17 protein-coding genes are annotated in these 13,656 nt (G+C 63.0%); 13 read left to right on the top strand and 4 right to left on the bottom strand.

The features are described from left to right. The first annotated feature begins 1 nt into the window (after nt 1). The 13 genes from hisD to tatC all read left to right on the top strand — a co-directional run bounded on the left by hisD (nt 2) and on the right by tatC (nt 9,265). On the top strand, nt 2-1,354 hold the full coding sequence (hisD, locus tag AC56KW_RS08850) for a histidinol dehydrogenase (RefSeq protein ID WP_497170360.1): 1,353 nt from the start codon (nt 2-4) through the stop codon (nt 1,352-1,354). Continuing rightward, nucleotides 1,351-2,181: a DNA-methyltransferase gene (locus AC56KW_RS08845; RefSeq protein WP_497170359.1), complete on the top strand. Its 831-nt coding sequence runs from the start codon at nt 1,351-1,353 to the stop codon at nt 2,179-2,181. Before hisD ends, AC56KW_RS08845 begins: the two co-directional genes overlap by 4 nt. Next, complete coding sequence (hisC, locus tag AC56KW_RS08840; RefSeq protein WP_497170358.1) at nt 2,178-3,281, top strand: histidinol-phosphate transaminase; 1,104 nt, start codon at nt 2,178-2,180, stop codon at nt 3,279-3,281. Before AC56KW_RS08845 ends, hisC begins: the two co-directional genes overlap by 4 nt. 78 nt (nt 3,282-3,359) lie before the next feature. Then, nucleotides 3,360-3,950, top strand: coding sequence for an imidazoleglycerol-phosphate dehydratase HisB (gene hisB / locus AC56KW_RS08835; protein ID WP_208279368.1), 591 nt, complete (start codon nt 3,360-3,362; stop codon nt 3,948-3,950). Nucleotides 3,951-3,952: 2 nt separating this feature from the next. Then, entirely contained in the window at nt 3,953-4,594 is a 642-nt protein-coding gene (gene hisH, locus AC56KW_RS08830) for an imidazole glycerol phosphate synthase subunit HisH (RefSeq protein WP_497170357.1), read from the top strand. A gap of 49 nt (nt 4,595-4,643) precedes the next feature. Beyond that, nucleotides 4,644-5,420, top strand: coding sequence for a 1-(5-phosphoribosyl)-5-[(5-phosphoribosylamino)methylideneamino]imidazole-4-carboxamide isomerase (gene hisA / locus AC56KW_RS08825; protein WP_497170356.1), 777 nt, complete (start codon nt 4,644-4,646; stop codon nt 5,418-5,420). A gap of 148 nt (nt 5,421-5,568) precedes the next feature. Beyond that, nucleotides 5,569-6,333: an imidazole glycerol phosphate synthase subunit HisF gene (gene hisF, locus AC56KW_RS08820; protein ID WP_497170480.1), complete on the top strand. Its 765-nt coding sequence runs from the start codon at nt 5,569-5,571 to the stop codon at nt 6,331-6,333. 9 nt (nt 6,334-6,342) lie between these two features. Further along, nucleotides 6,343-6,753: a phosphoribosyl-AMP cyclohydrolase gene (gene hisI, locus AC56KW_RS08815; protein WP_497170355.1), complete on the top strand. Its 411-nt coding sequence runs from the start codon at nt 6,343-6,345 to the stop codon at nt 6,751-6,753. After that, on the top strand, nt 6,750-7,088 hold the full coding sequence (locus tag AC56KW_RS08810; protein WP_497170354.1) for a phosphoribosyl-ATP diphosphatase: 339 nt from the start codon (nt 6,750-6,752) through the stop codon (nt 7,086-7,088). Before hisI ends, AC56KW_RS08810 begins: the two co-directional genes overlap by 4 nt. A gap of 164 nt (nt 7,089-7,252) precedes the next feature. After that, the gene (locus AC56KW_RS08805; RefSeq protein ID WP_497170353.1) at nt 7,253-7,627 is read left to right on the top strand and encodes a histidine triad nucleotide-binding protein; all 375 of its coding nucleotides are present in this window, start codon (nt 7,253-7,255) and stop codon (nt 7,625-7,627) included. 102 nt (nt 7,628-7,729) lie between these two features. After that, complete coding sequence (gene tatA, locus AC56KW_RS08800; RefSeq protein WP_497170352.1) at nt 7,730-7,975, top strand: Sec-independent protein translocase subunit TatA; 246 nt, start codon at nt 7,730-7,732, stop codon at nt 7,973-7,975. A gap of 12 nt (nt 7,976-7,987) precedes the next feature. Continuing rightward, nucleotides 7,988-8,509 carry a Sec-independent protein translocase protein TatB gene (gene tatB, locus AC56KW_RS08795; protein WP_497170351.1) on the top strand — a complete coding sequence of 174 codons (522 nt, stop codon included), beginning with the start codon at nt 7,988-7,990 and terminating at the stop codon, nt 8,507-8,509. Beyond that, nucleotides 8,510-9,265 (top strand): twin-arginine translocase subunit TatC, encoded by a 756-nt coding sequence (gene tatC / locus AC56KW_RS08790; protein WP_497170350.1) that lies wholly within the window; start codon nt 8,510-8,512, stop codon nt 9,263-9,265. It begins immediately after the preceding gene. A gap of 27 nt (nt 9,266-9,292) precedes the next feature. Here tatC and AC56KW_RS08785 read toward each other — a convergent pair whose 3' ends face one another. The 4 genes from AC56KW_RS08785 to AC56KW_RS08770 all read right to left on the bottom strand — a co-directional run bounded on the left by AC56KW_RS08785 (nt 9,293) and on the right by AC56KW_RS08770 (nt 13,618). Next, the gene (locus AC56KW_RS08785) at nt 9,293-9,667 is read right to left on the bottom strand and encodes a hypothetical protein (RefSeq protein ID WP_497170349.1); all 375 of its coding nucleotides are present in this window, start codon (nt 9,665-9,667) and stop codon (nt 9,293-9,295) included. A gap of 542 nt (nt 9,668-10,209) precedes the next feature. After that, nucleotides 10,210-10,410 (bottom strand): hypothetical protein, encoded by a 201-nt coding sequence (locus tag AC56KW_RS08780; RefSeq protein WP_497170348.1) that lies wholly within the window; start codon nt 10,408-10,410, stop codon nt 10,210-10,212. Continuing rightward, entirely contained in the window at nt 10,407-11,471 is a 1,065-nt protein-coding gene (locus AC56KW_RS08775; RefSeq protein WP_497170347.1) for a hypothetical protein, read from the bottom strand. The genes AC56KW_RS08780 and AC56KW_RS08775 overlap by 4 nt, the downstream gene beginning before the upstream one ends. Nucleotides 11,472-11,725: 254 nt before the next feature. Next, entirely contained in the window at nt 11,726-13,618 is a 1,893-nt protein-coding gene (locus tag AC56KW_RS08770) for a DUF885 domain-containing protein (RefSeq protein WP_497170346.1), read from the bottom strand. Between the last annotated feature and the right edge of the window lie 38 nt (nt 13,619-13,656).

Raw genomic sequence — 13,656 nt, 5'->3', positions numbered from 1 at the left:
CATGGCAGTACAGATCCGCAAGTTAGACTCCACCGCGCCCGACTTCAAGAAAACCCTCGACGCCCTGCTGGCGTTCGAAGCGGAAACCGATGACGCCATCGAAACCGCGGTCGCGCATATCCTGCGCGACGTGAAGGCGCGCGGCGATGCGGCTGTGCTGGAGTACACCAACAGGTTCGACCGCATCCCGGATGGCGGCGCGAAGGCGATGGCGGCGTTCGACATTGGCCAGGCCGAATTGGAACAAGCCCTGGCGGTCCTGCCGGAAGCCCAGCGCGCCGCCTTGCAAGTCGCCGCCGATCGCGTGCGCGTGTTCCACGAGCGCCAGAAGGACGCCTCGACCGGCTTCACCTTCACCGAGCCTGACGGCACGCTGCTGGGCCAGCGCGTGACCCCGCTGGACCGGGTCGGCATCTATGTCCCGGGCGGCAAGGCGGCCTATCCGTCGTCGGTGCTGATGAATGCGATTCCCGCCCACGTCGCCGGCGTCAAAGAGATCATCATGGTCGTTCCGACTCCGGATGGCGTGAAGAACCAGATGGTGCTGGCCGCCGCGGCGATCGCCGGCGTGACGCGCGTGATCACCATCGGCGGCGCGCAAGCCGTCGGTGCGCTGGCCTATGGCACCGAGACGATCCAGCCGGTCGACAAGATCGTCGGCCCGGGCAACGCCTATGTGGCCGCCGCCAAGCGCCGCGTGTTCGGCGTGGTCGGCATCGACATGATCGCCGGCCCTTCCGAAATCCTGGTGCTGTGCGACGGCACCACCGACCCGGACTGGGTCGCGATGGACCTGTTCTCGCAGGCCGAGCACGACGAGCTGGCGCAGGCCATCCTGCTGTGCCCCGACGCCGACTACATCGCCAGGGTGGAGCAGAGCATCCACAAGTTGCTGCCCACGATGCCGCGCCAGGCCACCATCACGACGTCGATGACCGATCGTGGCGCTCTGATCAAGGTGCGCGACATGGCGGAAGCGTGCGAGATCGCCAGCTCGATCGCCGCCGAACACCTCGAAATCTCCGCTGTCGAACCGATGCAGTGGGCAGACAGGATCCGCCACGCCGGCGCCATGTTCCTCGGCCGCTTTTCGTCGGAATCGCTGGGAGACTACTGCTGCGGTCCGAACCACGTGCTGCCGACCTCGCGCACGGCGCGCTTCTCGTCGCCGCTGGGCGTCTACGACTTCCAGAAGCGCTCGTCGATCATCCAGGTCAGCGAAGCCGGCGCGCAAACGCTGGGCAAGGTGGCCGCGACGCTGGCCTACGGCGAAGGCCTGCAGGCCCATGCGCGCAGCGCAGAATTAAGGCTGCAACCCGTGCCCCTGGACCCCATGCCGCCGCAGGCATCATGACGTCCTGGGTCAACCAGGTATTCTGCGAGGATGCGCTGGCCGGCCTGGCGCGCATCCCGGACGGGTCCATCGACCTGATCCTGACCGACCCGCCCTACAACCTGGGCAAGGACTATGGCAACGCCTCGGACCAGCAAAGCGTCGAGGCGTATCTCGCCTGGACCGAGCAGTGGATCGACGCGGTCGTCCCCAAGCTCAAGCCCAACGGCAGCCTGTACATCTTCCTCACCTGGCGCTTCGCGCCCGAGATCTTCGTGATGCTCAAGAAACGCATGACGATGATGAACGAGATCATCTGGGACCGCCGCGTGCCGTCGATGGGGGGCAGCGTGCGCAGCTTCTCCTCGGTGCACGACACCATCGGCTTTTTCGCCAAGCGCAAGGATTACTACTTCGACCTGGACGCGGTGCGCATCCCGTATGACGCCGAGACCAAGAAGGCGCGCTCGCGCTCGATCTTCGTCGGCGCCAAGTGGCTGGAAGTCGGCTACAACCCGAAAGACGTGTGGAGCGTGTCGCGCCTGCACCGCGAGCATCCGGAGCGGGCGGATCACCCGACCCAGAAGCCGCTCGAGATCATCGAGCGCATGGTCAAGGCCTCCTGCCCGCCGGGCGGCGTCGTGCTCGACCCCTTCATGGGCAGCGGCACCACGGCCATCGCCGCCAAGCGCCTGGGCCGCCACTACACCGGCTTCGAACTCAATCCCGACTACTGCGCCATTATCCAGGAGCGCCTCGCCGCGCCCGAGGTGCCGGTCGCGGGAGCGAAAGCCAAGAAACTGCGCAAGGCCGCCAAGGCCGCCACCACCACGGAAGAAACATCATGACCGACATCACCAGACTGATCGAGAACACCATCCGCGCCGACGTGCGCGCCGTGGGCAGCTACCACGTGCCGGACTCGATCGGCTACGTCAAGCTCGATTCGATGGAAAACCCGTACCAGCTGCCGGAAGCGCTGCGCGCCGAACTGGGCGCGCGCCTGGCCGAGGCGGCGCTGAACCGCTATCCGGTGCCGTCGTACAGCACGCTGAAAAGCCGGATCTGCAGCAAGCTGGGCGTCCCGGCAGGCTACGACGTCTTGCTCGGCAACGGCTCGGACGAATTGATCACGATCCTGGCAACGGCGATCGCGCGCCAGGAGCGCGAGGCCGGCAGCCGCCGCGCCGTGGTGATGGCGCCCGTGCCCGCCTTCGTCATGTTTTCGCGCTCGGCCCAGTTCGCGGGCGCGGACTTCGTCGGCGTGCCGATCAAGGATGACTTTTCGCTCGACCTGCCGGCCATGCTGGCCGCCATCGAGGAGCACCAGCCGGCGCTCGTGTTCCTGGCTTATCCGAACAACCCGACCGGCAACCTGTACGACGTCGGCGACATGGTCGCGATCATCGAGGCGCTGGGCGAGCACGGCATCGCGGTGGTCGACGAAGCGTATCAGCCGTTCGCCCGGGTCAGCTTCATGGAGCGCCTGCCGCAGCATCCGAACCTGGTCGTGATGCGTACCTTGTCCAAGCTGGGCCTGGCCGGCATCCGCCTCGGCTATATGTCGGCCGCGGCGCCGCTGCTGGCCGAATTCGAGAAGGTGCGGCCGCCGTACAACGTCAATGTGCTGACCCAGGTCGCGGCCGAGTTCGCGCTGGACCACGTGGAGGTGCTGGACCGCCAGGCGGGCCTGCTCAACGAGGAACGCACCCGCCTGGCGGCTGCGTTGGCGGCTTTGCCGGGGGTGGAAGTGTTCCCGTCGGCCGCCAATTTCATCTCGCTGCGCGTGCCGGATGCCGAGCGCGCCTGCGCGATTCTCCACGGCGAGAAGGTATTGATTAAAAATTTGAGTAAAATGCATAAATTGCTGGCCAACTGTATCCGCGTTACGGTCAGCACACCCGAAGAGAACGATCAGTTCCTGGCAGCCCTGAAGACGTCGCTGTAATCCAGCGCCCCCGACGGACACCATTTAATCCAGTCGGCCTCTCCCCAGTGAGAGACCGACCGACGAACGCCCTTAGCAATGACCCGCACCGCCGACATCACGCGCAATACCAACGAAACGCAGATCCGCGTCTCGATCAACCTCGACGGCACCGGCCGCCAGAAGCTCAATACCGGCGTCCCCTTCCTGGACCATATGCTCGACCAGATCGCGCGCCACGGCATGTTCGACCTCGAGGTCGAGGCCGTGGGCGACCTGCACATCGACGCCCACCACACGGTGGAAGACGTCGGCATCACGCTGGGCATGGCCGTGGCCAAGGCGATCGGCGACAAGAAGGGCATCGTGCGCTACGGCCACTCCTACGTGCCGCTGGACGAAGCGCTGTCGCGTGTGGTGATCGATTTCTCGGGACGTCCCGGCCTCGAGCTGCACGTGCCGTTCACGCGCGCAATGATCGGCACCTTCGATGTCGATCTCACCGGCGAATTCTTCCGCGGCTTCGTCAACCACGCGGCCGTCACCTTGCACATCGACAACCTGCGTGGCGTGAATGCCCACCACCAGTGCGAGACCGTGTTCAAGGCCTTCGGTCGCGCGCTGCGCATGGCCACCGAACTGGATCCACGTGCGGCCGGCATCATCCCGTCGACCAAGGGCAGCCTGTAATCATGGCCAACAAGATCGTCGTCGTCGATGGACTCGGTAACCTGCGCTCGGTCGCCCAGGCGCTGCGCGCCGCCGCGCCCGAAGCCGACGTCCTCATCTCCAGCTCGGCCGCGGACCTCGACCGCGCCGACCGCATCGTCCTGCCGGGCCAGGGCGCGATGCGCGACTGCATGAACAGCCTGCGCGAGTCCGGCCTCGAAGACGCGCTGCTGCGCGCCGCCAGGACCCGTCCGATCATGGGCGTATGCGTGGGCGAGCAGATGCTGTTCGACGAGAGCGAAGAAAACGGAGGGACCCCCGGCCTGGGCTTGTTGCCCGGCAAGGTCGTGCGGTTCCAGCTGGACGGCAAGCTGCAGGCCGACGGTTCGCGCTTCAAGGTGCCGCAGATGGGCTGGAACCGGGTGCGCCAGGCGCGTCCCCACCCATTGTGGGAAGGCGTCGACGACGGCAGCTATTTCTACTTCGTGCACAGCTATTATGCGGCGCCAGGGAATGCGGACGACGTGATCGGCGAGACCGACTATGGCGCGCCGTTCTGCTGCGCCGTGGGCCGCGATAATATCGTCGCCACCCAGTTCCACCCCGAAAAGAGCGCCGCCGCAGGCCTGCGCCTGTACCGTAATTTCATTCACTGGAATCCGTGATTCCACGCCCTAGTTTCCGATATAACCCGTCAACCAACCGACAACGACCATGCTGCTGATCCCCGCCATCGACCTGAAAGACGGTCACTGCGTTCGCCTGAAACAAGGCGATATGGACCTTGCCACCGTGTTTTCCGAAGATCCCGCCGACATGGCGCTGCACTGGCTGAAGAAAGGCGCGCGCCGCCTGCACCTGGTCGACCTGAATGGCGCATTCGCGGGCAAACCGAAGAACGAGAACGCCATCAAATCGATCCTGCAAGTGGTGCAGGAATACGCCGAAGACAACGGCCTGGACGAGATCCCGGTCCAGCTGGGCGGCGGCATCCGCGACCTCGACACCATCGAGCGCTACCTGGACGACGGCATCAGCTACATCATCGTCGGCACCGCCGCGGTCAAGAATCCCGGCTTCCTGCATGACGCTTGCGGCGCCTTCCCGGGCCACATCATCGTCGGCCTGGACGCCAAGGACGGCAAGGTCGCGACCGACGGCTGGAGCAAGATGTCGGGCCACGAAGTCATCGACCTGGCCAAGAAATTCGAAGGCTATGGCGTCGAATCGATCATCTACACCGACATCGGCCGCGACGGCATGATGGCTGGCGTAAACATCGAGGCGACCGTCAAGCTGGCGCGCGCGGTGAAGATTCCCGTGATCGCCTCGGGCGGCGTGCACGTGCTGGCGGACGTCGAAGCGCTGTGCGCGGTACAGGACGAAGGCATCGAAGGCGTGATCTGCGGCCGTTCGATCTATGAAGGCACGCTCGACCTGACCTCGGCCCAGGACCGCGCCGACGAACTGACGGAAGGGACGCGGGCGTAAAGCAGGGCCCGCGGCCCCCGAACCGTCGTTCCCGCGCAGGCGGGAACCCAATTGCGCTGTACAGTGGAAAATGCATGCAGCACTGGCATGCATCCATACTTGGGTCCCCGCCTTCGCGGGACGACGTTCATATGCTGACGCAGAGATTATTATGCTAGCCAAACGCATCATCCCCTGCCTGGACGTCACCGGCGGCCGCGTGGTCAAGGGCGTCAACTTCACCGAGCTGCGCGACGCCGGCGACCCGGTCGAGATCGCGCGCCGCTATGACGGCCAGGGCGCCGACGAGATCACCTTCCTCGACATCACCGCGTCGAGCGACAACCGCGACCTGATCCTGCCGATCATCGAAGCCGTCGCCTCGACCGTGTTCATTCCGCTCACCGTCGGTGGCGGCGTGCGCAAGGTCGAGGACGTGCGCCGGTTGCTCAACGCCGGCGCCGACAAGGTCAGCATGAACACCTCGGCGGTGACCAATCCGCAGCTGGTGTTCGATTGCGCCCACAAGCACGGCTCGCAGTGCATCGTGGTGGCCATCGACGCCAAGCAGACCGGTCCCGGCAAGTGGGAAGTATTTACCCATGGCGGCCGCAACGCCACCGGCCTGGACGCCGTGGAGTGGGCGCGCAAGATGGAAAGCCTCGGCGCCGGTGAGTTGCTGCTCACTTCGATGGACCGCGACGGCACCAGGGTCGGCTTCGACCTGGGCCTGACCCGCGCCGTCTCGGACGCCGTGGGCATTCCCGTGATCGCCTCGGGCGGCGTGGGCGGCCTGCAAGACCTGGCCGACGGCGTGCTCGAAGGCCATGCCGACGCCGTGCTGGCCGCCAGCATCTTCCACTACGGGCAGCACACGGTCGGCGAAGCCAAGCGCTTCATGGCCGAGCGTGGCATCCCGATGCGCCTCGACTAAGGAAGCGACATGCCGACCAATGCCAAGTGGCTCAACAAGGTGCGCTGGGACGAGCACGGCCTGGTGCCGGTGATCGCCCAGGAAGCGGCGACTGGCGACATATTGATGTTCGCCTGGATGAACCGCGAAGCCCTGACCCGCACCGTCGAGTCGGGCGAAGCGGTGTACTGGAGCCGTTCGCGCAAGAAGCTGTGGCACAAGGGCGAAGAGTCCGGCCACATCCAGAAGGTGAGCGAGATCCGCCTCGATTGCGACGAAGACGTCGTGCTGCTCAAGATCGAGCAGGTCGGCGGTATTGCCTGCCATACCGGCCGCCATTCCTGCTTTTTCCAGAAGTACGACAACGGCGACTGGCACAGCGTCGAGCCGGTGCTGCAGGATCCCGACACTATTTATTCCGACAAGAAGAAAACTTCATGAGTATTACCCTGGCCCGTGTCGCGGCCGTGATCGAATCGAGAAAGCCCGAGCACGGCGGCGACCCCGCGACCTCGTATGTCGCCAAGCTGTTCGCCAAGGGCGATGACGCCATCCTCAAGAAGATCGGCGAGGAAGCCACCGAGCTGGTAATGGCCGCCAAGGACGCACGCGTCGAGGGCGATCCATCGAAGGTGCTGTATGAATGCGCCGATCTGTGGTTCCACTCGATGGTGCTGCTGGCCAAGTTCGATTTGACGCCGCAACAGGTGCTGGACGAACTGGCACGACGCGAAGGCGTCTCGGGCATTGCCGAAAAAACTGCCCGCAAGGAATAGTTGTCTGGAACGATGCAAGTGAGTACCTGCTCACTGTGCGCAGCCGCGCCGTCGGTGTCATAATCGGTGACTGACCGTCATACCGATGTCATGTGGCGCTGATACGATGCCTCGGCTTCATGGTCCAGTAAGTCCTTGAAGTGTTGTAATAATCTGGAGACAAGATGGATAACTGCATTTTCTGCAAGATCATCGCCAAGCAGATTCCGGCCGCCATCGTCTATGAAGACGAGGACGTGCTGGCGTTCAAGGACATCAACCCGGCGGCCCCGGTGCACTTGCTGGTGATCCCGAAGCAGCACGTGTCCACCTTGTCCGACTGCACCGACGAGCACGCCGCAGTGCTGGGCAAGATGCTGGCGCTGGCGCCGAAGCTTGCAAAAGAAAATGGTATCGACGTCAAGACCGGCGTCGACGGCAAGCCGAGCGGCGGTTTCAAGACCCTGATCAATGCCGGTCCGGATGGCGGGCAAGAAGTGTATCACCTGCATTTGCACATGTACGGCGGCCCGCGCCCGTGGCGCGGCCTGGGCTTATAAGCCAGGACTAAGTTTCAGGGGGGCAGCTCGCTCCCGCATCGCGTATACTGTGGTAGACGCTTCCCGAATTTTCAGGCGCATGCGCCTTGCTAGGAGAACAACATGGGTAGTTTTAGTATTTGGCACTGGGTCATCGTGCTGGTCGTCGTGATGCTGATCTTCGGCACCAAGAAAATCAGCAATATGGGTTCCGACCTGGGCAAGGCCGTCAAGGGCTTCAAGGACGGCGTGAAGGGCGACGAAGAAAAGGCCGCTGAAGCCAATCCAGCCGCGCCGGTTCAGCCGACGCAGCAGGTGGCCGACAAGTCGACCATCGACGTGGAAGCCCGCGACAAGACCCGCCTGTAAGCCGCGCGTTCCATGATTGATCTCGGACTGTCGAAAATCGCGATCATCGGCGTGGTCGCCCTGATCGTGATCGGCCCTGAAAAGCTGCCCAAGGTCGCGCGCATGGCCGGGACGCTGTACGGCCGCGCCCAGCGCTACCTGCACGACGTCAAGTCCGAGGTCAGCCGCGAGATCGAGCTCGACGAGCTGCGCAACCTGCACAAAGAGGTGCAGGACCGCGCGCAGTCGTTCAAGAACGAGGTCGAATCAGCCACCAGCGACTTCGAATCGTCGGTCACCAGCCACGTCGACGAGGTCGAAGCCTTGTGGGATGGCCGCGCGACGCATGACAGCGGCAACACGATCGCCCCCACCGTGGCCGACATCGACCGCAAGGCCAAGGATTTCCGCCGCAAGAAGCTGGTGCGCACCTCCGCCGTACCGGCCTGGTACAAGAACCGCCATGGCACCAAGCGCCATGTGATGTCGGGCGCAGCCCGGGTGCGCAAGTTCCGCCCCGGCACGGGCGCCAAATCCAATGCATCCTTCTTTTAAATGACTGAGCAAGCCGCCGGCGAAGACACTTTCATCTCGCACCTGGTCGAGCTGCGTGACCGCCTGGTCAAGGCCTCGATCGGCATCGCGATCGTATGCGCCGCGCTGATGGCGTGGCCGGGGCCGTCGCATATCTACGACCTGATCGCCGCCCCGATGATCGCCTCGATGCCGCCCGGCTCGACCATGATCGCCACCGGCGTCATCTCGCCCTTCCTGGTGCCCATGAAGGTCACCCTGCTGCTGTCCTTCATCCTCGCGCTGCCCTGGGTGTTCTACCAGGCCTGGGCCTTCATCGCCCCCGGCCTGTACGCCCACGAGAAGCGCCTGGTGCTGCCGCTGGTGATCTCTTCCTCGCTGCTGTTCATCGCCGGCGTGGCATTCTGCTACTTCTTCGTGTTCGGCCGCGTGTTCCACTTCATCGGCGAATTCGCGCCGACCTCGATCGCCGTCATGCCCGATATCGAGAACTACCTCGATTTCGTCATGTCGATGTGCCTGGCCTTCGGCGCCTCGTTCGAGGTGCCGGTGGTGGTCGTGATCCTGGTGCGCATGGGGGTGGTCAGCCTGGAAAAGCTGCGCGCGGTTCGTTCCTATGTGATCGTCGGCGCCTTCGTGGTCTCGGCCATCGTCACCCCGCCGGACGTGGTCAGCCAGCTGGCCCTTGCCATCCCGATGTGCATGCTCTACGAGCTTGGCCTGCTGGTGGCGCCGATGTTCGCGCGCGCCACCCGCGCGCCGGAAGAAACCGCATAAGCACGTACGCCGGGCCTCGCCCCGGCGCTACGGACAACCCCCCACGATGTAGTAGCCCTGCGACGTCTGTGCCAGCGTGCTGGTGAAGAAGGTGTTGTACAGCCCCAAGTTCTGGTCGGAACCGTTGGCGAGCGCATAGCCGCCGCTGGCGTGCGCGCGGCCGGCCTGCACGTGGGGCGTGTTGCTGGCGCTGGTCGTGGTGCAGGTAAACACCGGCGGCGGCGAGCCCGTGCCGACCTGGAAGGCCGGGATGGCGCAGGCGCTGGAGGTCTGTCCACTGCTGCCGATGGCCCACACGCTGCCGCCATAGCTGCCGTCGGCGCGGTTCGGATAGGCCTTGCTGAAGGCGGGGCCGCTGCCGGCCGCATGGTCGTCGACCGGCAACGGGCCATCCAGCAGCACGCGGTAGCTGGCGACCGTACCCTGCGCGAAGCTGGCGGCGCCCGTTCACCGTGAGGGTCGGTCCTGGTCCCAATACACTGGCGCTGCACGACGCCATGACGGGCGCCGGCGCCTGGCTCACCCGCAGGTTCTTGTTGAACCAGAAATCCATGATGAAGGCCGGGTAGTTCACCCCTGATCGCATTCACGAAGTTGGCGTTCTGGCCGCCGGCCAGCCAGGCGTGGCCCAGGCCCGTCACCGTGACCTGCGAGGTAGGCACCTTGCCGTTGGCGTCCAGGTACTGCACGTCGCTGCCGCCGCCCGGCACGCAGGTGGTCGTCCCTTGCCTGTACGTGCCGCCGTACGATTGCGTACTGTGGATTGCTCAGGAAGCGGTTGATCAGGTCGAGCAGCACCGCATTTGTGGCCATGACTGCGGCTACGGTTGATCGCGGCCCAGTTCCAGCAATGCGCGCGGTAGACGTTGCCGATGGCGTTCGGGGCCAGGATCACGGCGCCGTACTGGTCGGCCACAGCCTTCCAGTCGGTAGCCATGTTGCAGTCAAGGTCGCATCGACGATGTCCGCTCGCGCATCGTCAAACCTGCTGACCAGATACCGTTGATTTCATCGTAGATCCTGCGCGTCAGGTCATGCTTTTCGCGCGCTCTTCTAATGGCTGCGGCGCCGATAGGCATGCCGGCGCTCGGAAGCATCGTGCAAAATATCGATGAGCTGGTCAAACTGCTGAGCAATCGATTCATGTACTCGTCTGAGCGGACTGTTTGAGTGCATTTGCAAGCAAGATGGTCATTCCAACAAATAGTAGACTCAAGTTCCGCAATTCGCCTGTCGCGGCAAACATCAGGAAGACCGGCAAATTGATAGCGGCCGCTATCAGGATGTGACGTTGGATTGGCATACTGCAGCTTCCCCAGCCGCGCCAGATAATGGAGCCCAGGACCGCTACCGAAATCAATGACATGCCGGCCGGCGAAATCAGGCCATACGTGATCTCGGACCTGCGGTAAAACCAGGGAGTCATGTAGTTCTTGAGGTTGTCCCAGAGGTGGCGTTCAGTTGGACTACCAGGATTTCCTGCATATACATCTTTGATAAGAAGATATAGAATTCCTGAAAAAAACATTGCCGCAGCCAGCGTCAGCAAGCTTTTCCGTACGGAATAATGCATTCTCAACAGCGGATATAGCGAAGGAAGATACAGGAGAAAAGATTCCTTGTTGAGTGTCGCCGGTATCACGATCAGCAGCAACGCAAATATTCTTCCCTTGAGCGCGAAGAGAAAAGCAAGGCTGAGAAACAACAACTCGACAAAGTCATAAAAATAGCCACCTATTGTTTGTAGATAGGGGAGGGCGATGACAAGAAGCGCCGGCGCCATGATGGCTGTTGACGAATCTGCACCGGAATGTCTCAGTATTTCACGTAATACGAATGCGCTGCTCAGTAAAGCCAGAAACAGGCAGTAGCAAATAATCAGGTAGCGAAAGCGAAGATTTTCCTGGCTGTATGCAGCGCTACTGGCATATGGCTCATCAAGGTTATGCTTCTCGATAAAGAATATTTTGGCAGTGTCCGGAAGCTTGTCATCGACAAAATTGGCCAATGCCGGTACCAATTGCCGATAGACGAATGGCCTGTGCGCCGTGCCATCCAGTACTGCCTCAACGCCATAGCGAAGTGAACCATCTCGCAAGCCCCACTTGGACATATAGCCAGAAAAACTGGCGGCCGAGACAATCCAGAAAATCGTAAACAGCAGAACACCGTTGATGGTTTGACGAAAGCGTGCGCGTGACGTCATTCGCCAACTGCCAGATGCGGCGCCAGATAGATTGACCAATTTCCCCTCTTTAATAACTTGTTAACGTCATTGTAACGAGATAAACTATTTAAAGTGGGATTTTCTGACCATGAGTCATCGATGGCTAGCGCCCGCCATCGAATCAGTTACCACACGCTCTATCCGGCAGATGAGAGAAGCTCAACATGACATGTGCGTAAGCGACATGCCTGCCACGCATGCTACGAACGACTCCCACCTGCCTGGATAGGCTTTTATTGCATCAGTTCCGAGATCATCTTGACCGGCGCATTGCCGTAGCTGAGGAACTGGTCGTGGAATTCCTTCAGCTTGAAGCGCTCGCCCAGTTGCTGCTTGCGGCGCTCGCGCAATTCCATGATCTGGTGGTAGCCGCTGAAGTAGCTGGTCAGCTGCACCGAGGTCAGGGTCACGCGGCGCCATTTTTCGTCCGCTTCCTGGCGCGTCTGGAAGGCCTGTCGGGTCAGCAGGTCGATCGCCGCCTCTTGCCCCATGCCGTTGACGTGCACGCTGTAGTCGAGGATGGTGTTGGTGACGCTGCGCAGGTTCCACTTCGAGTACATCAGCCACATCTCGGGCGCGTTGTCGCCATAGCCCGATTCGAGCATCATGCGCTCGCCGTACACCGCCCAGCCTTCGACCATCGCGCCATTGCCGAACAGGGACTTGATCAGCGAAGGCGAGCGGTTGGCGTGCACCAGCTGCGCGTAGTGGCCGGGGATCGCCTCGTGGATGTTCAGGATCTGCAGGATCCACTCGTTGTACTCGCGCAGGCTGCTCTCAGCCTGTTCCGGCGTCAGGCTGTCCATCGGCGTGACGTTGTAATAGGTCTTGTCCTTCGAGCGGTAAGGGCCGGGCGCGTCGATGCTGGCGCCGGCCACGCCGCGCTGGTACATCGGGGTCTCGCGCACTTCCAGCGGCTTGCTCGGGTCCAGGGTCAAGAGGTCGTGCTTGATCACCCAGTCCTGCAGCAGCGGGATCTGGCGCCGGATCTCGGCGAAGAAGTTCTCGCGCGCGACGTGGCGGGCGGAGAGCTTGTCGATCATCATGCCGATCTTCTGGAAGCGGTCCTGCGGCTTGCTCACGCCCGCCATATAGCGCGGCCACAGCTCGTCCGAGATGCGGTCCATGTTCGACAGCAGTTCCTCGCGCGTGACCAGGGCCTTGCGGAAGGTCTGTTCGGCGCTGGAGGACGACTGGATGTCGAGCGCGAACTTCTGCTCGTACAGCGTCTTGCCGGCGCGGAAAGGCCGAGCCTGGCCGTCGGCCGCCTGGCGCTTCTCGACCCCGTTCAAGAAGTCGACATAGCCTAGCACCGCAGTGCCGGCGTTGGCGATGCGCTGGGCGAAGATCGCTTTCTCTTGCGCCGTCAGGATCGATTCCTGCGCCGCCTTGCCCAGGTCGGCCAGCACCGCCATCGTGCCCGGCGCCTGGCCGATCGCGAGCTGGGTGTGTTCGCGGGTAGGTTTCACGATCGAGGCCTGGGCCGCCGCATAATAGGCCGGCACCTCGGCCAGGCGCTTGAGGATCGTGCGCAGGCGCTGCGGCTTGGCCGCGTAGTCGGTGTTCAGGATCAGGTCGAGCGGCGCGGCGATGTTGTACTGCGACGGGTTCCACTCGTACTCGCGCCAGGTGGTCAGGCGCCAGCGGTCTTTTTCGAGTTTATTGACCAGGAGGGCCAGGTCGGTGCGGTAGCGTGGCGACAGCTGCTTGGGATCGAGCTTGCCGAATTTTTCAAGCCACTCGTTGGCGAAGGCCAGTTGCTGGGCGCGGGTGTCGGCATTCGGGATGGTCAGGTTGGCGGCGTGGTCGAACTTGCCGGCGTAGATGCCGCCTTCCGGGTCGTTGCGCCACAGGGCGGTCAGATACTGCATGCTCAGGGTCGACATGCGGCGGTCGAGGCGCATTTCGGTGGCGCTGGCGCTCGCGCCGACGGCGCCGGCCGCGGCCGCAGTCGCGCCGACTGCGGCCGCGGCCACGAGGGCCTTCCTGGCTTTGCCGGAGGTCTTCTTCTTGACGACCTTCGAGGACTTGGCCTTGCCCTTGGCTGGTTTGGAAGTGGCGGCGATGGCCGGCGTCAGTGCGAAACACGCCAGCAAGGCCGCCAGCGCGATTTTCGTTTTCATCATCGTATTCAGCCTTGTAACTTAAGGAGATGTCTCGGTGC

The organism is Telluria sp. RT2P19, from assembly GCF_059685725.1.
Note: the sequence above shows the minus strand (reverse complement) of the source record. Positions and strands in the feature narration are given on the sequence as shown.